General features: G+C 44.6%; 22 protein-coding genes. 14 read left to right on the top strand and 8 right to left on the bottom strand.

The features are described 5' to 3' along the window. Window positions 1-29: 29 nt before the first annotated feature. The 8 genes from OZ401_RS08940 to OZ401_RS08905 all read left to right on the top strand — a co-directional run bounded on the left by OZ401_RS08940 (window position 30) and on the right by OZ401_RS08905 (window position 3234). Entirely contained in the window at window positions 30-188 is a 159-nt protein-coding gene (locus tag OZ401_RS08940) for an IS1/IS1595 family N-terminal zinc-binding domain-containing protein (protein WP_341467887.1), read from the top strand. Window positions 189-202: 14 nt separating this feature from the next. After that, complete coding sequence (locus tag OZ401_RS08935; protein ID WP_341467886.1) at window positions 203-361, top strand: hypothetical protein; 159 nt, start codon at window positions 203-205, stop codon at window positions 359-361. A gap of 200 nt (window positions 362-561) precedes the next feature. After that, the gene (locus OZ401_RS08930) at window positions 562-891 is read left to right on the top strand and encodes a hypothetical protein (RefSeq protein ID WP_341467885.1); all 330 of its coding nucleotides are present in this window, start codon (window positions 562-564) and stop codon (window positions 889-891) included. Between the two features lie 212 nt (window positions 892-1103). Beyond that, the gene (locus OZ401_RS08925; RefSeq protein ID WP_341467884.1) at window positions 1104-1421 is read left to right on the top strand and encodes a Nif11-like leader peptide family RiPP precursor; all 318 of its coding nucleotides are present in this window, start codon (window positions 1104-1106) and stop codon (window positions 1419-1421) included. A gap of 87 nt (window positions 1422-1508) precedes the next feature. Then, the gene (locus tag OZ401_RS08920) at window positions 1509-1811 is read left to right on the top strand and encodes a Nif11-like leader peptide family natural product precursor (protein ID WP_341467883.1); all 303 of its coding nucleotides are present in this window, start codon (window positions 1509-1511) and stop codon (window positions 1809-1811) included. A gap of 107 nt (window positions 1812-1918) precedes the next feature. Then, window positions 1919-2185, top strand: coding sequence for a Nif11-like leader peptide family natural product precursor (locus OZ401_RS08915; RefSeq protein WP_341467882.1), 267 nt, complete (start codon window positions 1919-1921; stop codon window positions 2183-2185). Window positions 2186-2272: 87 nt separating this feature from the next. Then, a complete protein-coding gene (locus OZ401_RS08910; protein WP_341467881.1) occupies window positions 2273-2590 on the top strand; it encodes a Nif11-like leader peptide family RiPP precursor in 318 nt (105 codons plus the stop codon). 323 nt (window positions 2591-2913) lie between these two features. Further along, on the top strand, window positions 2914-3234 hold the full coding sequence (locus OZ401_RS08905) for a Nif11-like leader peptide family natural product precursor (protein WP_341467880.1): 321 nt from the start codon (window positions 2914-2916) through the stop codon (window positions 3232-3234). 72 nt (window positions 3235-3306) lie between these two features. Here OZ401_RS08905 and OZ401_RS08900 read toward each other — a convergent pair whose 3' ends face one another. Continuing rightward, window positions 3307-4398 (bottom strand): IS4 family transposase, encoded by a 1092-nt coding sequence (locus OZ401_RS08900; RefSeq protein ID WP_341467879.1) that lies wholly within the window; start codon window positions 4396-4398, stop codon window positions 3307-3309. 247 nt (window positions 4399-4645) lie between these two features. On the opposite strand from OZ401_RS08900, the gene OZ401_RS08895 reads away from it, so the two are divergent. The 5 genes from OZ401_RS08895 to OZ401_RS08875 all read left to right on the top strand — a co-directional run bounded on the left by OZ401_RS08895 (window position 4646) and on the right by OZ401_RS08875 (window position 10251). After that, window positions 4646-5272, top strand: coding sequence for a helix-turn-helix transcriptional regulator (locus OZ401_RS08895; protein ID WP_341467878.1), 627 nt, complete (start codon window positions 4646-4648; stop codon window positions 5270-5272). 20 nt (window positions 5273-5292) lie between these two features. Beyond that, window positions 5293-5652: a hypothetical protein gene (locus OZ401_RS08890; RefSeq protein ID WP_341467877.1), complete on the top strand. Its 360-nt coding sequence runs from the start codon at window positions 5293-5295 to the stop codon at window positions 5650-5652. A 253-nt stretch (window positions 5653-5905) separates the two neighbouring features. After that, window positions 5906-6658 (top strand): inositol monophosphatase family protein, encoded by a 753-nt coding sequence (locus tag OZ401_RS08885; protein ID WP_341467876.1) that lies wholly within the window; start codon window positions 5906-5908, stop codon window positions 6656-6658. Between the two features lie 228 nt (window positions 6659-6886). Continuing rightward, window positions 6887-7771 (top strand): hypothetical protein, encoded by an 885-nt coding sequence (locus tag OZ401_RS08880; protein WP_341467875.1) that lies wholly within the window; start codon window positions 6887-6889, stop codon window positions 7769-7771. Beyond that, window positions 7771-10251 (top strand): lytic transglycosylase domain-containing protein, encoded by a 2481-nt coding sequence (locus OZ401_RS08875; RefSeq protein ID WP_341467874.1) that lies wholly within the window; start codon window positions 7771-7773, stop codon window positions 10249-10251. The genes OZ401_RS08880 and OZ401_RS08875 overlap by 1 nt, the downstream gene beginning before the upstream one ends. Before the next feature lie 58 nt (window positions 10252-10309). Here OZ401_RS08875 and OZ401_RS08870 read toward each other — a convergent pair whose 3' ends face one another. The 7 genes from OZ401_RS08870 to OZ401_RS08840 form a co-directional block, all read right to left on the bottom strand. Further along, complete coding sequence (locus tag OZ401_RS08870) at window positions 10310-10525, bottom strand: hypothetical protein (protein ID WP_341467873.1); 216 nt, start codon at window positions 10523-10525, stop codon at window positions 10310-10312. A 201-nt stretch (window positions 10526-10726) separates the two neighbouring features. Beyond that, window positions 10727-11389, bottom strand: a complete 663-nt coding sequence (locus OZ401_RS08865) for a ComEA family DNA-binding protein (RefSeq protein ID WP_341467872.1) — start codon at window positions 11387-11389, stop codon at window positions 10727-10729. A gap of 204 nt (window positions 11390-11593) precedes the next feature. Further along, window positions 11594-12835, bottom strand: coding sequence for a bifunctional glutamate N-acetyltransferase/amino-acid acetyltransferase ArgJ (gene argJ, locus OZ401_RS08860; RefSeq protein ID WP_341467871.1), 1242 nt, complete (start codon window positions 12833-12835; stop codon window positions 11594-11596). 59 nt (window positions 12836-12894) lie between these two features. After that, window positions 12895-14700 carry an oligoendopeptidase F gene (gene pepF, locus OZ401_RS08855; RefSeq protein ID WP_341467870.1) on the bottom strand — a complete coding sequence of 602 codons (1806 nt, stop codon included), beginning with the start codon at window positions 14698-14700 and terminating at the stop codon, window positions 12895-12897. 160 nt (window positions 14701-14860) lie between these two features. Next, the gene (locus OZ401_RS08850) at window positions 14861-15877 is read right to left on the bottom strand and encodes a dienelactone hydrolase family protein (protein ID WP_341467869.1); all 1017 of its coding nucleotides are present in this window, start codon (window positions 15875-15877) and stop codon (window positions 14861-14863) included. A gap of 125 nt (window positions 15878-16002) precedes the next feature. Further along, entirely contained in the window at window positions 16003-16530 is a 528-nt protein-coding gene (locus OZ401_RS08845; RefSeq protein ID WP_341467868.1) for a SixA phosphatase family protein, read from the bottom strand. Between the two features lie 4 nt (window positions 16531-16534). Next, window positions 16535-16684, bottom strand: a complete 150-nt coding sequence (locus OZ401_RS08840) for a hypothetical protein (RefSeq protein WP_341467867.1) — start codon at window positions 16682-16684, stop codon at window positions 16535-16537. 290 nt (window positions 16685-16974) lie between these two features. Between OZ401_RS08840 and OZ401_RS08835 the strand changes: the two genes are divergently transcribed. Further along, a complete protein-coding gene (locus tag OZ401_RS08835) occupies window positions 16975-18228 on the top strand; it encodes an MFS transporter (protein WP_341467866.1) in 1254 nt (417 codons plus the stop codon). The last annotated feature ends 155 nt before the right edge of the window (window positions 18229-18383 follow it).

Below are 18383 nucleotides of genomic sequence, written 5' to 3'. Positions count from 1 at the left end.
CGAGAAGCCCAGAAGAAAAAGGAGAAGCAATGAGTCACCCAAACTGCCCGACTTGCCAACATAATCACTATGTCATTAAAGCTGGTCTCAATCGCAGCCGTACCCAGCGTTATCGCTGTCAGGACTGCGCTCGCTATTTTACACCCCAGCCTAAACCGCTAGGCTACGACCCCCGACCCGTAAGCTAGCCGTTCAACTTTATTTGGAAGGCACTTCTTATCGGGCGATTGGTCGGTTGCTAAACGTCCACAATCAAAGCGTTATTAACTGGGTCGAAGCCGCCCAAAAGCTTTTACCCGACCAGGTAAGCGACCAGGAGCGCACTGATTACATTGAGGTAGATAGCTTTTTAGCTTTGTAGAAGCCAAAAAAAAACAAGTCTGCGTCGTAATGGGTGTATGCCGAGACACTCTTCTAATCACGGGTTGTGCGGTAATGGAAGAGCGCAGCCAGGAAAAAATGCAAGAATTTGCTGACGAATTGCCCCCAGCGATTTTCTATTGTACCGATGGTTTTTCGACTTACCAGGATTTAATTTGACCGCTGGAGGGGCTTACTTCATTGGGGGTGTGGGGATTAAACGGGCTGCGCTTGGTAATCTTGTTATATGCTTTTAATCTCCAACCGGATTATACACACTGGTTTTTTCTTTTAGCTTACTGCATTTGGGCTTCATCAATCACCAGCATAGCCGCCAACCTACTCTTTTTTATACCGCTAGGTTTGGGTGCAATAGAACTGAGTCTGTTAGCATTGCTTGGTTTGGTAGTGCCAATTACACCCACATTATTACTAATTGTAGCGCTCAACCGGATTTTACAGGTAGCAAACGACCTAGTATTTGCGCTGTTGGCAGCCGCACTTGAATTTACTACCCCGCACCCACAATAAAATCATTCCTTGTGTAATAAATAATATTTGTGTTATCTAATATGCTTTTTAATGTGATATAGGTCGCCTTATAGATGTGTGCGCTATTACAGTATATGGACAGCAGTATTAATATAATTAGCACATCATTACACCAATACACACTAGCAAAATTGAAATCAAGAAACGTATAACTCGTCCTTATGTGGCGATAATATAGTGGAGGTATCCTGATGTCTAAAATCAACGCATCAACTTTTATTCAGAAAATGAACAGTGATGTCACATTACAGCACAAGCTCGAAAAATTGGGAAACATGGATATAGAATCACTGGTTAATTTCGCAGCCCAGCAGGGTTATGTTTTCAGTGCGCAGGATTGGAAAGAAGCAGTAGAGTCCTCTTATAGCGAACTCGATGAAAGCTCGCTTGAACAAGTTGCCGGAGGGCTAAATCCCCAACCCCTGCCTCCTGGCTACCTTGCGCATTATTTGAAATGGACAAACCCATTATCCGCACGAGGCATCATTATCGTAAGCGGTCGCTTCTAATCCAACAATTTTTGGAGAATCGGTCGGGTGAAATGCCTGACCCATTCTTGTTTTTAAACCGAGTAAGTAAAAAGTGGAGGTGTCCTGATGTCTAAAATCAACGCATCGACTTTTATTCAGAAAATGAACAGTGATGTCACCCTACAACACAAGCTCGAAAAATTGGGAAACATAGATATAGAATCGCTGGTTAATTTCGCAGCCCAACAGGGTTATATTTTTAGCGCGCAGGATTGGCATGAGGCGATTGAATCATCTCTCGGCGAGTTGGATGAGAATGCGCTTGATCAGGTCGCTGGCGGTATAAACCCACAACCATTGCCGCCGGACTTCACAGGCGTATTGTCGAAAATAACTAACAAGGAGTCGAGGGAAGATAATAAGATCTGAGACGCTTCTCTCCAATTCTGTAGTGCTAAATCAATACGTTTTAGCAAATTGAATTCAAGAAACATATAGTTTGCCCTTGTGTGGCGATAGTAAATAGAGATATCCAGATGTCTAAAATCAATGTGACAGCTTTTATTCAGAAAATGAACAGCGAGGTTACCTTACAGCACAAGCTCGAAAACTTAGGAGATATAGAATCGCTGGTTAATTTCGCAGCCCAACAGGGTTATGTTTTCAGTTCCCAAGATTGGTATGATACAGTTGAATCTTCTGACGGAGAACTAGATGATAACTCACTTGATCAAATCACTGGTGGGAAAGTATCATTTCAGGATTTCCACTTCGTTATCAAGGTCAATAAAGCAACTCCATAAATGTGATTATTGCACCACCTAGCATAAGCAGAGAGATCCGGTAAATAAAATTATCTTTACTAGTCAAAATAGTTTGGAGGTATCCTAATGTCTAAAATCAATGCGGCGGCTTTTATTCAGAAAATGAACAGTGATGTCACCCTACAGCATAAGCTGGAAAAATTGGGGAATATGGACATTGAAAGCTTGATTAATTTCGCAGCCCAGCAGGGCTATGTGTTCAACCACCAAAATTGGCGGGATGCCGTTGAATCTTCCTATGGCGAACTAGATGAGAACGTCCTTGAGCAGGTCGCAGGTGGTATCAACCCCCAACCGCTAACCCCTCGCTACCTAGACCAATATTTGAAATGGACAAACCCAATAGCTGCGCAAGGCATCATTATCGTAGGTGGTCGTTTCTAGATAATTATTAATAGAGAACCGGATAGAAGGTTTGCTCTTCCGGTTCTTTATTTGAAAAGCCAAATAACCAAACCAAAATAATTAGGTTAAGTAGCCCAAAACTCAATCCTCCTCATAATGTTATTCAGGTCACACAAATACTGTGACGAATAATTCGTATTTCAGGTGATTACCCTAACTGTAAAATGCAAGAGTATTGGCTAGAATTAGCACAGACAAGCAAAACGCACATCCCACAAATTTGGAAGATTACCTGAAATGAATGATAGCTGAAAATTAGTATTAAATTGCCCTATTGGGCAATCGGAGAGAGAGGTATGAGTATGTCTAAGGTTAGAGCGCTTTCTTACTTGGATAAGATGCTTAACGATCCCATTACTCAGCAGAAACTGTTTGAATCTGATGTAAATGATATACCCGGATTGGTCAGATTTGCCACCAGAGATGGCTATGCTTTTACTTCCAATGACTGGCGATCAGCAATTCATGCAGTATTTGGAATAGTATTGGAACTGGATGAAAATGCGCTTGAGCAAGTAGCGGCGGGTTACCGCTTCTCAAACTATCACACCCAGCGACACATAATCAGAATACTCAGCCTAGACAATTACATTGGAAACTTCCAATCGCCTGCCTTTGCCTAAAAAATAGCCTGAATAGAAAAGTTGATTACAAAACCGCGCATCTTCTAAAAGGGAATTTGCTACCGTACACAATTAGAAATCCTCTAAAAGAAAAGGGATAAAGGCGACTGGTAAGGGTAAATGTTCATTCAAAAAATGCTCAAGCAGGTTCAAACCTAAATTGAACAGGCTCAAATCCAGTCGTTCGGTGCGATGAATGACCCGGTTCCAGCCTTCAGCTAAAGCTATCGTACCCAGATGTACAATCCAAAGATAAGCCAGACAAGCCGCTAACAATAACCTTTCTAGCCGTTTAGGGTCATCCAAATGGCTCTTGTCCAGCCGAAACCCTCGGCTCTTGCTATCGGAAAAGAAGGTTTCAATCCTAAACCTCTTTTTGTAGTACCGGATTGCTTCCTGGGCTAGAGCCAAATTACTCACCAGATAAAGTGGCTCACGGTAAGGCTTTTGCCAGACCGCTATGACCAGTACTGGTCCGTACTCGTGTTTGCTGAATGCTACGCCGCTCTGACTCACTACCTGACCAGGCTGAACCCCTAACTTACTGATGGCATAATGAGCTTGTTCATCCAACCAGACCTGGCTATTTTTAGCAGTACGACAGACATACTGCCAACCGTAATAATCTAACCGTCTTAACAAACGACAGCCATCGAATTCACCATCACCCAAAAAGACTACTTGGCTACCAGACGGAACCAACGAGTGAACTTGCTTTAACAATCTGATGTGCAAAGCTTGAGCTAAATGTCCCTTTTTAGCCTTAACCACCAACCAACCCAAAGGTAAAGCCCGCCCCTGATATACTACACTGATTACTAAGCCCATTCCACCAGCACCAACCTGACTGCCATCTATCACCAGTACCAGTGGACAATGACACAGGCTACTCAGCAATTGTTTGGCGAAAGGAGCATACACCACTTTTTGGTTAAAGTTATCATTTTTGAGCAATCGGCGCATTCGGATGATGCGGCTTTCCCGTTTAGTTTTATCTGGCACTTTGGCGGCGATATTAGGCAACGCACTATGCCGACTACCTACAATCCCACTGATCACCATCGCTAGAATTGTTAAATATTGTAATTCGCGCCCCTGCGCTTGTGGGTGGAGTTGCAACAATTGCTGTTTTATGGCACGATGTCGGCGAAGGTTGTCACTCATTTTGGTATCCTTTTGCTTTCTACTTTGGTCGGTAAGAAAACTACAGTTTACCACTCTGCCTCAACCTTCTCCTCCTTTTCCTCTCCTTTATATCTGTACGGTAGCAAAAAAGGGAAATCGCGGTTTTTGTTTTAGCTACCCGCTTATGTTAGCCAAAGCGCGATTTCAGCGGAATTTTATCAATTCGATTTAAACCCCTTGACATATTTGTATATAGGTGTATAATGCACATAGGTAGAGATTAAAGATGAATGCTAACCCAAGGACAGATAGCAGTAAAAATATGAATACTAAAGACACTGCTGGTAAAGAAAACAGCGAAAACACTCTGAAAGATACTTTTCAGGCAGAGGTTTTAAAACCCCACCGAAATGGTGGAGGACCCGCCAAAGGCATCAAGAGTGTACGGGAGGAAGAGGATAAAAATCCTGTTCCTGAAAATGAAATTCCACCAAAAGCTAAAAGTGAGGAATCAAGTTTTAGCTTTGCCCCAAAAACTTTTCTGCAACCTTATATGCTACTTCTGTTAAAGCAATGGAGTATGCACGGGTATGAGGTGTGGGAGCGGTTGATGCGAATGGGTTTCCCAGGTTTCGACCAGAACGATCGCGCTACTGTGTACCGAGCGCTGAGGCAGCTTGAAAAGGAAGGCAAAGTAAAAAGCGAGTGGGACACCAATGCAGAAGGTCCAGCCCGTCGCATTTACACCCTGACTGATGCAGGCGAAGAATTCTTGAACGTTTGGGCTAATGGCCTGGATCAATATAGAAAGACTTTAGACTTTTTTTTCAAACTATACACTGGTGGAATGGTTCCTAGTCCCTTTAGTTTTAACCCCATTATCGGGGAAAATAACGATAAAAATACTAAGTAGCTTGCAGGAGGCTAAAACAAATGAACGATTGGATAACCACTACTAACAAAATGATGGATCTGGCAAACGAATATTTCTACGGCGCGGTAAACAGTGTACTATGGGGCACCGAGAAATCCCTCGCACTGACCAAGTCAATTGTTGCTCAAGTTGAAGCCAACCAGCACGAAGGCAAGAAGTTGCTTGAAGATTACACCGAGCGCGCACGCCGCACCCAAGGTATCATCCAGGAAGTATGGCAGGAAGGCGTAAAGTCCACCACCACCAATATGAATGCCTTGCGCGTAGCCAGCGATGCCGCAGTAGTTGAACTGGATCGCAAGATTGAGTCAATCAACGAAAAACTCACTTCGACCGGCAAGAAAGTTTCCAACAACTAATTTTCAGTAATGAGTGCCCCTCCCGGTATCCGGCAAGGGGCACTAAATGTATATACCAGTTTTCCTCTCACATTTTACAAATATCTATCTGTCCATCCATTCTTTCTCTCCCAAAGTTCCGGTCTCGACCCAATGAAGCCGGAACTGTTTTTTTTTATTTTGGTAACTCTGCAAATTTGCATTTATTACAATTTCCCGGTAGATTACAACCGTCATACTAGTTACTATATAGATAGCGCGTGGAGAGTAAAACATGCAGAATCTGAAAAGCACCCTTGAATTTGCAGTGTGGGCATCAAAACAGGCAGGCGATATTACCAGCCATTATTTTAAAACCAATCTTGAAATTGAAACTAAAGCTGATACTTCCCCCGTTACAATAGCCGATCGTGAATCTGAAAAGATGTTACGCCGCCTTATTAAAGATCGCTTTCCAGAGCATGGCATTCTAGGTGAAGAATTTGGCGAAATTAACGCCGGTTCCAGTTATCGCTGGATTCTTGACCCTATTGATGGTACCGTTTCATTCATACATGGTGTACCTCTTTATGGGGTGATGATGGGGCTGGAAATTGAGGGGGAAGCTGTGTTGGGGGTAGTAAATATGCCCGCCATAAATGAAATTGTATATGCTGCCAAAGGATTGGGTTGTTTCTTCAACGGCAGACTTACCAGAGTATCTGAGGTAAAGCGACTGGACGAGGCGATGCTGGTGGCAGGTAACGTTCCGGCAACTCCCGATGAGTCTTTCTGGAAGGTCAGGCAGCGTGTCAAGAATTTCAGAGGCTGGGGCGATTGCTACGCCCATATGCTGGTAGCAACCGGACGCGCCGAAATTATGCTTGACCCAGAGCTTTCTATCTGGGATTGTGCCGCGCTGTTGCCGATTTTGCGGGAAGCCGTCGGAACTTTTACCGATTATAAGGGAGAAGCTACAATTTACGGGCAATGCGGGATTTCTACTAACGGTTGGTTATTTGAGCAAGTTATGGAATTGGTAAAGTAGAAATAAGTTGACAATTTGTGGTAAAATTCGGCTAATTGAACAATTATTGTAACAATTCAGCTAGATAGAAAATAGACCTAGAAACTCCGAGCGGGGTTCTTAGGGGTGGCAACCCCTGTGCGGGGTCATAGGGGTGTCCCCTATTACTCCTCTCTCTTTTCCCCTTGAGGGGGCAGGGGGTGAATAGTTACCTATTATTTACCTAAATCAGCAGGATTCGGTGGAAAAATGGCTTCAACGGGCGGCAATCGTACCGGCAACAAAACAGAATTTGACCCTACCCAATATCTACAGCCACGTGGCAATAGCCAGTATTTACCGCTAAAATGGCAGCTTGCGTGGCTTCGACTTGAGCAACCCCAAGCAGAAATCCGTACTCAATTGATTAGCCGAGATAGTGGGATGGCGATTTTTCAAGCTGAAATTAAACTACCCAATGGCGCAGTGGCTACCGGATGGGGTGCAGAATCTCCTATTGAGGACAATCGGAACGATTTATCCTATCTTATCGCTGCTGAAAACCTAGCGTTATCAAGGGCGCTTTCGATGCTTGGCTTCGGATTGGAATATGCCACCGATTTTGACCCACCCCTTGAATATGCGCCGATTACACTGCCCGGTGATAATGATGCAGAATATGACGAAACGGACGAACCGGCTTCCATTGAATTGCCGCTAGAACTTCTCAGCGAAGAAGAAGAACCGGAAGAGACGAATGAACTGGATGAACCACGCTTGGGAGAGGTGCGATTAATTAGAGAAGAAGCTCCACGTTTACGCCCCGTTCCACGCACGGAAGAACTTGATTCTGCCCCTATCCTTACACCGCTTGAGCGTGTTCCTGACGTACCGACCGTTCGTAAGCCGGGCTTTAGCGGTGGACCTCAATTAATCGATCCGGTGATTGAGGATAGGCTAAATAATGTACAGGATGTCCAAACCCGTTTGGCGTTAAAACAGATTTACAATGAAGCCCGCACCCGTCATAACATTGCGCCGGATATTGTGGACAAACGTAGTCAGCGTCGCTATGGCAAAATGACCTACGAGCTAAATTTGGAGGAAGCGGAGGAATTTCTGGAATTGATAATTAATTCCAGACCTCGTTCATAATGCTAAAATCGGGTAAACCCTCGCCACAGCGCCTTAAAATTTGGTTGCTGATAAGCGGGGGTATAATCTTTATAATCGCTGGTTCAATCTGGGTCGGTTTCCAACTTGGGCAACAAGGTGGGCAAAAAACCATAACCACTAATACTACATCCAGCACAAATACCTCGTCTAACCCATCTACAGATGATTTCAGCCTTAATACTTCCCCCAAAGCTACACAGTCACAAGACGATTCGGCGCGACTGGCAGCTATTGCCGATGTGCCCTATTACAACGGGCAGTATAGCGAGGCAGTTTCACGCTATCGTTTTGTGCTACAAAGTTATCCTAACGGTACAGGCGCAGGGTCGGCGCGGTATGGACTTGCCCAAGCCGAATTCCGTTTGGGAAAATACAAAGAAGCGATAGATGACTATCTCAAGTTCCAGCTTGAATTTCCAAGCGACCCTCGCCGCTACCTAGCTTACTTCGGAATTGGCGAAGCGCAGGCGAATCTGGGTCAGTGGGAACAGGCAATTGCGTCATATCAACAGTATCTGGCGGAAGGCAAGGAAAACGCTAAAGTAATCGAAGGTTATGTAAACTACGCTATCGCCGAAGCCTATATTAAGGGTGGCAAGCAGGTAGAAGCGTTGGATAGTTACAAAAAAGCGGCGGATTTAAAGGAAAGTAGCTCGAACCTATTACAAGCACAGGCGCTTGAGAAAAATGGCGATTACTACGCAGCGCAGGGTAAAGCCGAAGAAGCGGTAGCGTTTTACAAGCGTATTCTTGATTTTGCGAAAGTACAAAGCTATCGCGCCGATGTGGCATTTAAAATCGCGACAGCATACGATAAAGCCAAGATGGTAGAGCAAGCTAACGCCGCTTATCGGGTAGTGATTGACCAGTATTTTGGAACTAGCGCAGCCGGAAATGCCTTGCAAATATTAATTGACCGGGATGACTCCGGTATGGATGATTATTTCAAGGGATATAACGCTTATCGAAAAGGCGATTCTACCAATACGCTCGTTATTTTGGATAAGTTCCTGAAACGTCCTGCCCCAACACAGCCCGTTCCCGCAATATCCGCCGAAGTGTTAGCGGCTGAGCAATTGCGGTTCGCCCGCGCATGGTACTGGGAAGCGGTTAGCTATGAGCGGCTCAACAACTCGGATAGAGCAATTAGCGAATACAAGCAACTTGCTGCCCGCTTCCCCACTAACGAAGCTGGAGAGGATGCCCAATGGCAACTGGCAACGTTGCTACGCCAGCAAAACAAGGCGGATGAAGCAATTACCGAGTTTGCCAAGCTCTCAGGCAGTCCCCGCTATGGAGTAGAGGCACAATTCAATAGTTTCAGTCTGATTTTGCAAAAAGATGGCGCAGACGGCGCATTGGAATCGGCTACGAAATTATTCAATAGCAACTCATCCAGCGGCAGAGAAGCGCTCTTTAGAGTGGCAGAGGCTTATAGCGCACAAGCCCCCGATAAAGCGCGTCCCCTTTACCAAAAACTGGCAGCCGCCAAATTTGACGATTATTATTCTATAAGGGCGGCTGAAATACTCGCCGGAGTTAATCCCCTTGCGCCTGTAAAAGCCACTCCCGAAACACATCCGGCAGTTTTTAACCCGCAAAAATTTGCAGCCGATTTCGAGCGAGAACGCAAGGAATTGGAAACATGGTTGTCGGGTTGGGCAACAAAAACAACCCCAAATATGGCTACGCCCTCTAGTCCTTCGCTAGAAGCAGCGCTCAAGGCTGTAAGGGAAGATAGCGGCATAAAACGAATGATAGAATTAACCCGACTGAGCAAAACTGAGCAAGCTAATCGGGAAGCTATGGAAGCGCAAGCTCGTTTTTCAGGTAAGCCGCTCGAATTATATTGTCTGGCGCTGCTTTTCAATGACAATCGTCAGTATAGCCAATCCATTCTTGCCGCTAAGGAAGTATTCGCGCTATACCAGAAGCAAAGCCTTGCCACGGGCTTACGCAGCACACCGACTCTACTGCAAAAATTAATCTATCCGTTGGATTTTCAGGATATTATCCTTGAGTTTTCAAAGCAATATGACTTCGATCCTCTTTTGTTGGCAGGACTTATCAAGCAGGAGAGCGCATTTGACCCCACCGCTACTTCGGGAGCAGAGGCGCGTGGTTTATCTCAGGTAATACCCGCTACCGGGCGAAGTATTGCCACAACATTAGGGATTAGCGATTTCAGCCCTGAAGATTTATACCAACCCTATACCGCAATCCGCTTTGGGGCTTACTTCCTCAATCGGCAGTTGGATAATTTCAACGGCAACCCTTATGCCGCGCTTGCCGGTTATAACGGCGGACCCGGCAATGTGGGGGATTGGTTAAAGGCAAACCCACCGGAGAAAGATTTCGACCTGTTCGTGGATGGTATCACTTACGGGGAAACTCGCCAGTATGTAAGAATCGTTTATACCAATTATGCGGTGTATCGCGAACTTTATAAGAGCAAATAAAAAACCGGACTCAGCATTGTCCGGCATAAATTCAAACTCTCGTGGATATGGCTAAAGACTAACCGGCGGTGTAATCGCGGAAGGAGAAATGTTCGTCCTCAGAATCATCGTCACTCACCACAAAAGGAGCGATAGGGGTAACAGTTTCTTCCATTGTGCCACGATAGCGGAATGAATCTTTGCTGCCAGAGGAATCACCTTTCAACGGCTCACCATCATAGTTGATTAAATCATCAATCTGATTGTTAATTTCGTTGTTCTTAGATTTTTCCATTGTTCTTATCTCCCGAATAGTATGAGCAGATCGCCCAATTTTAATACCAAGGCGTAAGTTTCAGGAGTTATAGGTTTTACCTATTATCTCTATAATCCTACATTATTGTTACCAAAATGATAATTGAAAATCAAGGGCACATTGCATAATTTATACATAAAGACTATGTGCAATTTGTACGAATAGAAAGTTTAAGCTCAACTAGAAGGCTATAAGGTCTTTGATTTTTTCTATAACGCTGTTGGTTATGCCGGGAATCTTACGCAAATCTTCAATATTGCGATAAAGCCCGATTTTGGAACGATATTCCACAATGCGGGCGGAAAGCACCGTACCGATTCCAGGCAATTTATCTAACTCCGTGGCACTGGCAGAATTTACGTTTATTTTCCCATCACTCCCATTTTCGAGAGGTGGTGAAGGAGTATTTTGTAGCGGAATGGTTGTAGTAGTAGTGAGTGGGGCAGCGGTAGGTGTCCAACTAGGTACAATTATCTGCATCTCATCCACTATTCTGCGTGCCAAATCTATTTTCAGCAAATCCGCCTCATCAGTTATGCCTCCAGCAGCATTTATCGCGTCCTCCACCCGGTCACCTTCCTTTAGCCGATAAACTCCGGGATTACGCACAGCCCCTGCGATATGAACTTTTATAACACTATCCAAAGGAGAATTAATATTGCTGGAATCGGTAGTCGGTGTGACTTGTTTACTTGAGGCGTGGATTTGAGTGTCGGTTTTGGCAGAGAAAAATATGCCAATTCCGATTGCCGCCATGAGTAAGAAAGTAATCACCATTGTGGCATTAATAATTCCGGGTCGCTGTTGAGTCTTATTTGAAGTATGTTTGTTTTGTTCAGCCATAGATACTGCTTGATTAGAAAATAACTACTTATTTTCTCCATTATAATAATGATTAACTTTTAGCTCAATACTCGCTGAGTAAAAATTTGGATAAACTATAAACATCCTTTTTTTGCTGGCTGCTTTAGGTAGCAATTAGCCTTCTGATTTAAAAAGAGCCTATCCGATAAAATAGGCTCCTTGCTTTTCTAATAGGATTTGAAATTAAGTCTCGTATTCGCTGTTAATTACCACATACTGCTCGGTTAAATCGCAGCCCCAAGCAATTGCTTCGCCCTCATTCCCGGTGTGCATATCCACCGTAATTATGACGTTTGGACCTTTTAGGGCAGCTTGCGCCGAGGCTTTCTCAAATTTCTGGGGTGTGCCGCTCAACATCAGCGGTACTTCTCCAATCCAAATGTCGGTTTTGTTCGAGTCAAAAATTGCGCCACTGCGCCCCATTGCGGCTATAACCCGCCCCCAGTTTGGGTCACTACCATAAACCGCCGATTTAAGAAGACTGCTCCCGGCAGCGGTACGAGCAGCTAAGCGCGCTTCCTGTTTGTTTTGCGCACCCCTCACCCGAACCTCTATCAGTTTAGTAGCACCCTCACCATCTCTGGCGATTTCTTTAGCCAAATATACCATCACCTCGCGCAAAGCAGCTTTAAAGTGTTGTTCCTCTTCCGGTGTTGCTCCCGCTCCGAGGGTAGTGTTACCCGCTAACCCGTTTGCCAGTAACAGAACGCTGTCATTCGTGCTGGTATCGCCATCCACCGTTATGGAATTAAAACTATCATCTACCAAGTCACGTACCACTTTTTGCAAATAGTCGGAAGTGGCGGCGGCATCGGTGGTTAAATAGCAGAGCATCGTAGCCATATTGGGATGAATCATACCTGCGCCCTTACACATACCGCCGATATGAACCGTTTTACCATCTAGTTTGAGGCGTACGACGCAGCGTTTCGGGCGGGTATCGGTGGTCATGATACAAAAGGAAGCACTTGCACCTGCTGGTTCGCCATATTGAAGTTCAATGTTCGATACCCCGGATTGGATTTTTTCTATTGGCAGTAAATGCCCAATAACTCCAGTTGAGGTTACCAGTACCAACTTAGGGTCAATGTCTAGCTTTAACGCTGCAATGCGTGTCATTTCGCGCGCATCAAGCATACCTTGTTCGCCCGTACAAGCGTTGGCAATTCCGGCGTTATAAATTACCGCTTGCGCCTGACCTCTTTTAACTACTTCTTCACACAGGAAAACCGGGGCTGCCCTCACCACGTTGGTAGTGAAAACCCCGGCAGCAGCGGCGGGAACATCTGAAACTAGCAAACCGAGATCGAGCTTTCCCGCTCCATAAGTTTTCAAACCGCAATAGGTATTACCGGAACGCCAACCAGCAGGAGCGCAAACTCCCGCCGGATGGTTAGGTAAGAAATCGAATTCAAAATCTGGCATTCGTGTTTGTCTCCATAGACTTTGTTGGCTTGTGAACGCTACTTTATTGCAGGTTACTACTAAACAGTTTGCAGAGACATCTGCTCAAATTTATCCACCATATCAGCAAAATGATCAAGCGCCTGTTGTACCGGGCGTGGTGTAGTCATATCTACCCCTGCCATTTTCAGTAGATCGGTAGGATATTTGCTAGAACCACTTTTGAGGAATTGTAAATATCGCTCAACCGCCGGGTCGCCTTCTTCTATAATCTGTTTTGAAAGTGCGGCAGCCGCTGAAATTCCGGTAGAATACTGGTACACATAGAAAGCGCGATAGAAATGCGGAATACGCGACCATTCGTAGGCTATTTCTTCATCCACTACTGTTTCTGCGCCATAATACTTGACATTCAATTCCTTGTAAATGCTATTGAGCAAATCAGGTGTAAGGGCTTCACCTTCCTCAGCACGCCGGTGAGTTTCGTACTCGAATTCAGCAAACATGGTTTGGCGGAAAAGAGTAGTGCGGAATTTTTCCAATTCAGCGTTAATTAGGTACATACGCAGCGCCGAATCGGTGGTTTGCCCAAGCAAATGGTCAGTCAGCAACGCTTCGTTGGTGATAGAAGCTACCTCAGCTACAAACAGGCTATAGTTGGCATAGGGAAATGGCTGGTTTTTGTTGGTATAGAAAGAGTGCATGGAATGACCGAGTTCGTGCGCCAAGGTGTACATACCATCCAAATTATTCTGATAGTTTAACAGGATAAAGGGTTGGGTTGTATAGCTTCCGCTGCTGTAAGCACCGCTAGATTTTCCCGGAGTCTCGTAAACATCTATCCAGCGCGAGTTTATACCTGTTGCCATTTCGCGCACATATGTTTCTCCCAACCTATTCAACCCTTTGACTACCGTTTCGACTGCTTCTTCGTATGGAATTTTGCGATCTGCTTGGGCTACCAACGGCACGTAAAGGTCGTACATATGCAAATCATCTAGCCCTAGCATGCGTTTACGTACCCGTAAATAGCGGTGAAGCGTGGGCAGATTTTTATTTACCGTTTCTAATAAGTTTGAATAAACTTCAAGCGGTACGTTTAACGGCTTCAGACTGGATTCAAGGCTGCTTTTATAGCCTCGCACCTTTGCTCCAAAAATATCCGCTTTAACGGAGGTGGCATAGACTGAAGCAAGCGTGTTACTATATTTCGCGTAGGTAGCATATAGGGTTTTGAAAGCATCCTGCCGAACTCTGCGGTTCTGGCTTTCGAGATAGCTGATATAACGACCGTGAGTTACTTCTACCTCTTCATCTTTCTCGTTCAAAATAGTGCCGAACTTGAAGTCAGCATCGGTCAGCATATCGTAGATGTTACTTGGTCCACTCATAACTTCCCAAGTTTGAGCTAATACTTCTTCAACTTCTGCAGAGCGCGTATGCTGTTTCATTTTCATTATCTGTTCTAATGCAAAACGATATAGCTCTAGCTGAGGCTCTTGCTTGAAGAAGTCCGCCAATTTTTCATCGGAAAGTTCTACAATTTCGGGGGTTATGAATGATGCGGCTGCCCCAAGTTGTGACCATAAGCCCATCGCCCGATCGTATAATGCTTGGTAGGGGGTGTTTGTGGTATCTTCATCGCGGCGCATGTGAGCATAAACCCCCACTTGCTCCATTTGGAGCATAAGCTTATCCTGTCTTTGCAAACAAGAAAACAAAACTTTACCTGATTCGCCCAATTTGCCCTTGAAAGCTTCCAACCCCGGTAAGCTTTCAGCTACCGCAATAAAATCCTTTTCCCAATCAGCCTCAGTAGCATAAATGCTTTCTAGATTCCACCTGTATTTCTCATCTATTTCGGCGCGTTTTGATAGTGATTGCATATTTATCTATATTCCCCTTTCAATTAAATCATGTATTCTTTCAGGAAAATGTAAGGGGTATTATAGCCTATTTCCGCACATTTTTTAGAGCAAAAGCATATAAAAAGGGTGAGTCTTCTACTCACCCATACTGACTTACTCATAAACGGTTTGATGAAATTTACTTGAGATATTTGCCAAACCAGTCGAGGGTTGCCTGCCATGCTGCCAGTGCCGCAGGTTCGTTATAGCTTGCGCCTGTGTCATTATTAAAGGCATGACCTGCTCCATCATATAATTTCTTTTCGTAAATCTTGCCGTTGTCCTTCATGACTTTTTCTAGATCAGGTATTGTGCTGTCCACACGAGTATCTGTTGCTCCGTAGTTCCCCAGAATTGCCGCGTTGGTCTTGCTCATTATGCTAGCAGGATTAGGGGTTACACCATAATAGGGCACTGCCGCTAAGATTTTAGGGTTAGCAGCAGCTAATTGGAGGGTGTAAGACCCCCCGAAACAAAAACCTACCACTCCTAATTTATCAGCTTTTACCCCTTGCTGTTTCTCCAGAAAGGTTACCCCGGCGTTTAAATCTTTCACCAAATCTTCAATTTTAGCTTGAGAGAGGAATCCGGGAATTTGGTCGGCGGAAAGTTTGCCAGTACCACCCGCTCTGGATACCAGATCAGGCGCTAATGCAATATATCCCGCTTTTGCCAATCGCCGCGCTACATCACGAATGTGGTCTGTCAATCCCCTATTTTCGTGTATGACAATGATTCCCGGATAAGTGCCGGACGCTTTTGGTTTTGCCAGATACCCGAACATCTGAGTATCGCTTTGGAATGTAACTTCGCTGGTATCCACCGCAGGGTCATTTGCAGCGACACTGAGCGGACTTTTTACAGCGACTGCCGTAGTAGCTGCCACCGAGGTAGTGGTGGTAGCAGCAGTGGTAGTAGTTGCTATGGTAGTTGTAGCAGTAGAGGTTGCTGGAACGTTGGTTGCGGTAGAATCCCCGCAGGCTGCCAGCAAAGACATTGCTGCGGCGCTACTGCCACAAATATATATCAAGCGTCTTAGCATTCGCCTCCGACTCATGTGTCCTGCACGATAATCATCAATAGTTTCTTCCGCCAGATAGCATTGCATCTGGTTTAATCGGTCAAGGGAAAATTCCTCACGTTGGCGGTATATCATTTTATAATTCCTCTCCAGACAGATTAGACAATTAAAGGCAAACCGAAACAAGCAATAAAAATGCTCTATATTTATCTAGATACGATTATAGGATTGTTCCGGAAAAATTTCCCTAGATTGTCGGATTACCCTTTGATTTTCCACAGTAATTGAGCGCTACCGACTTGCCAGAAACCTAAAGCATTAGGGGAAATACTCAGGCAAGCAGCTTCGCATAGCTGTAAATCCAGTTTGAGGTCGGTTTTCAAACGTTGTCCGATAGCGTTTAACTCAGGCATGTGGCTTACAAATACTAGGCTTTCTACTCCGAGGTTAGCAACAATTGTTTTAAGACTCCAATTGACTACATTTGGAGATTGCAACGCCAGTTCATCCACTTCATGCACCCCGGCAATAGGGTTTAATTGAGTCGAAAGTAGCCTAGCAGTTGTTGCTGCTCTCAGGAAGGGGCTGGTAAAAATGATTCTGGTATAAGCTAGAGTATCTTCGAAGTGGATAGGTGGAAGATTTTTGACCAGACCATTGCCCAGAATTTGCACACTCCTTTTCCCATGCTGTGTCAGTGGGCGCATAGAGTCCCCGGCAGGGTAGGGCAATTCGTACTCGGCATGTCTGATAAGTACTACAAGTGTTTCACTATTTGCTGAATTCATATTTTTACTTCAAAGCAATTATAAGTAAAACAGTGAAAAGCATAATTACCAAACTAAGATAAAAAAGTATAATAATTATCCAGAAGCCTAAGCCCAGACCGACTTTTGGCTGTTCGTTCGATACTTCAGGAGTATTCTCTGACGGTTCTAGCATTATAAAATTTCCCGGAAAGCCTTTCAATTATGCGACAATAGGTTATAATCTCGGATTGTAGGTTGGTACAAACTGATTATCCAAATAATTTGTTTCGTATGTATTATACTCATGGTTGCCGATAGTAGCTACAATATAATCAATAATTAAAGCTAAATTGCTATCCAAATACCAAATATCCTCACAGTAATTCTTATATCATCTTGACATTTCGTGTTTATACGTGTATAAGGATTAATATTAGCTATAAAACGAATTATAACGGGCAGAAACACGAAGAAATATAAATTATGGTAATTGAAGGTAACCCTGTTAGCGCCTCAAGTATGAAACCGCTTCAAAGACTGCAAATTGCACTGCTTTTTCTGGCATTTATTCTGATTGGCGCTACTGAAGGTGGTGTAGGGGTACTGATTCCTTCCATCCAGCTAAGTTATGGTCTTGATAAAGCAGTTGTCAGCCTCTTATTTCTGGCAGGTACTAGCGGGTATTTGACGGCAGCAATACTCAGTGGCTTGCTGGTTGAAAAATTCGGGCATCGAAACTTTATTCTCTTTGGAACTGCTATAATCTTTGCCGGAGCTTTTCTGGTAACTCTACAACCTCCCTTCGTTTTGTTGATGCTGGTATGGCTTAGTCTTGGATTTGGAATAGCCTCCCTCGATTCTGGAGTCAATTCCTATGTCGCCAGTTGGCCCCACAACTCGGCTATTTTGAATTATTTGCATGGCTTTTACGGGGTAGGGGCGCTCTCAGGACCATTAGCTGCCTCATTCGTGATTAACAACGGCTGGAGTTGGAATAACACTTACTATGTATGGTGTTTTCTGGCAGCGCTAGTATTGATTAGCTTCCGGTTGGTTTTCAGCAAGCCGCTCGAAACAGCAAAACAAGAATTACATACTAAAGAGGCACAAACATCAGGTGAAAATGTTTTGCTGGCAGCTTTAAAGCTAAAAGTTGTTTGGCTAACTGCGCTATTCTTGTTCCTGTATGTTGGAAGTGAAGTAAGTCTGGGAAATTGGGGCTACAGTTGGCTCACCCAACAGAGAGAACAAGTTGCTTGGTTTGCGGGTTGGTTGGTAAGCGGCTACTGGATGGGGCTGACATTGGGTAGGCTAACGCTGGCTAGAGTTTCGCAATGGGTTGGTACGCAACGTTTAATCTGGGGTTGTTTGGCTGGGACAGTTAGTGGTATTTTAATACTAATCTTTTTGGCAGGTACTTCGGGAGTTTGGCTTGCCATTGGTTTAGCCCTATGCGGCTACAGTTTGGGTCCTATATTTCCCACCACTATAGCGCTTATTTCCAACATTGTTCCCGAAAGATTACTTGCCAGTGCAGTAGGGCTTCTGGTAAGTTTGGGTAGTATGGGCGCGGCTTTTTTCCCTTGGCTGGCGGGCAATCTAGCAGAAAAACTGGGCTTATGGAGTTTACTACCGTACCTATTAGTTCTGACTGCAATTATGCTGCTACTTTGGCTTATGCTTTTTAGAGAATCTGGAGTGAACTCCAAAAGACCAGACCCCGAAAATAAGTTATAACAGTTAGCCTAGTAGCCTTCTCAACTGTGATGTTACGGTTTCAGGACTGTTACAAGAAACGTTTTTAGGGCAATAACCTGCTGCTCCCGCACCTCGTGCAAAAAAGCAACGAGGCTAAATTCAGACCACGTTTTCACCTTGCCATGTCTGTAGGT

Origin of the sequence: Candidatus Chlorohelix allophototropha (assembly GCF_030389965.1) — a bacterium.
GTDB classification, from domain to species: domain Bacteria; phylum Chloroflexota; class Chloroflexia; order Chloroheliales; family Chloroheliaceae; genus Chlorohelix; species Chlorohelix allophototropha.
Note: the sequence above shows the minus strand (reverse complement) of the source record. Positions and strands in the feature narration are given on the sequence as shown.

What these genes read in the sequence shown, in the direction of transcription:
- OZ401_RS08850 (WP_341467869.1), bottom strand. Translation starts at nt 15,877, where the DNA reads ATGATATACCGCCAACGTGAGGAATTTTCCCTTGACCGATTAAACCAG.
- OZ401_RS08845 (WP_341467868.1), bottom strand. Translation starts at nt 16,530, where the DNA reads ATGAATTCAGCAAATAGTGAAACACTTGTAGTACTTATCAGACATGCC.
- OZ401_RS08890 (WP_341467877.1), top strand. Translation starts at nt 5,293, where the DNA reads ATGAACGATTGGATAACCACTACTAACAAAATGATGGATCTGGCAAAC.
- OZ401_RS08895 (WP_341467878.1), top strand. Translation starts at nt 4,646, where the DNA reads ATGAATGCTAACCCAAGGACAGATAGCAGTAAAAATATGAATACTAAA.
- OZ401_RS08925 (WP_341467884.1), top strand. Translation starts at nt 1,104, where the DNA reads ATGTCTAAAATCAACGCATCAACTTTTATTCAGAAAATGAACAGTGAT.
- OZ401_RS08905 (WP_341467880.1), top strand. Translation starts at nt 2,914, where the DNA reads ATGTCTAAGGTTAGAGCGCTTTCTTACTTGGATAAGATGCTTAACGAT.
- OZ401_RS08835 (WP_341467866.1), top strand. Translation starts at nt 16,975, where the DNA reads ATGGTAATTGAAGGTAACCCTGTTAGCGCCTCAAGTATGAAACCGCTT.
- pepF (WP_341467870.1), bottom strand. Translation starts at nt 14,700, where the DNA reads ATGCAATCACTATCAAAACGCGCCGAAATAGATGAGAAATACAGGTGG.
- OZ401_RS08865 (WP_341467872.1), bottom strand. Translation starts at nt 11,389, where the DNA reads ATGGCTGAACAAAACAAACATACTTCAAATAAGACTCAACAGCGACCC.
- OZ401_RS08870 (WP_341467873.1), bottom strand. Translation starts at nt 10,525, where the DNA reads ATGGAAAAATCTAAGAACAACGAAATTAACAATCAGATTGATGATTTA.
- OZ401_RS08900 (WP_341467879.1), bottom strand. Translation starts at nt 4,398, where the DNA reads ATGAGTGACAACCTTCGCCGACATCGTGCCATAAAACAGCAATTGTTG.
- OZ401_RS08920 (WP_341467883.1), top strand. Translation starts at nt 1,509, where the DNA reads ATGTCTAAAATCAACGCATCGACTTTTATTCAGAAAATGAACAGTGAT.
- OZ401_RS08915 (WP_341467882.1), top strand. Translation starts at nt 1,919, where the DNA reads ATGTCTAAAATCAATGTGACAGCTTTTATTCAGAAAATGAACAGCGAG.
- OZ401_RS08840 (WP_341467867.1), bottom strand. Translation starts at nt 16,684, where the DNA reads ATGCTAGAACCGTCAGAGAATACTCCTGAAGTATCGAACGAACAGCCA.
- OZ401_RS08875 (WP_341467874.1), top strand. Translation starts at nt 7,771, where the DNA reads ATGCTAAAATCGGGTAAACCCTCGCCACAGCGCCTTAAAATTTGGTTG.
- argJ (WP_341467871.1), bottom strand. Translation starts at nt 12,835, where the DNA reads ATGCCAGATTTTGAATTCGATTTCTTACCTAACCATCCGGCGGGAGTT.
- OZ401_RS08885 (WP_341467876.1), top strand. Translation starts at nt 5,906, where the DNA reads ATGCAGAATCTGAAAAGCACCCTTGAATTTGCAGTGTGGGCATCAAAA.
- OZ401_RS08880 (WP_341467875.1), top strand. Translation starts at nt 6,887, where the DNA reads ATGGCTTCAACGGGCGGCAATCGTACCGGCAACAAAACAGAATTTGAC.
- OZ401_RS08910 (WP_341467881.1), top strand. Translation starts at nt 2,273, where the DNA reads ATGTCTAAAATCAATGCGGCGGCTTTTATTCAGAAAATGAACAGTGAT.
- OZ401_RS08940 (WP_341467887.1), top strand. Translation starts at nt 30, where the DNA reads ATGAGTCACCCAAACTGCCCGACTTGCCAACATAATCACTATGTCATT.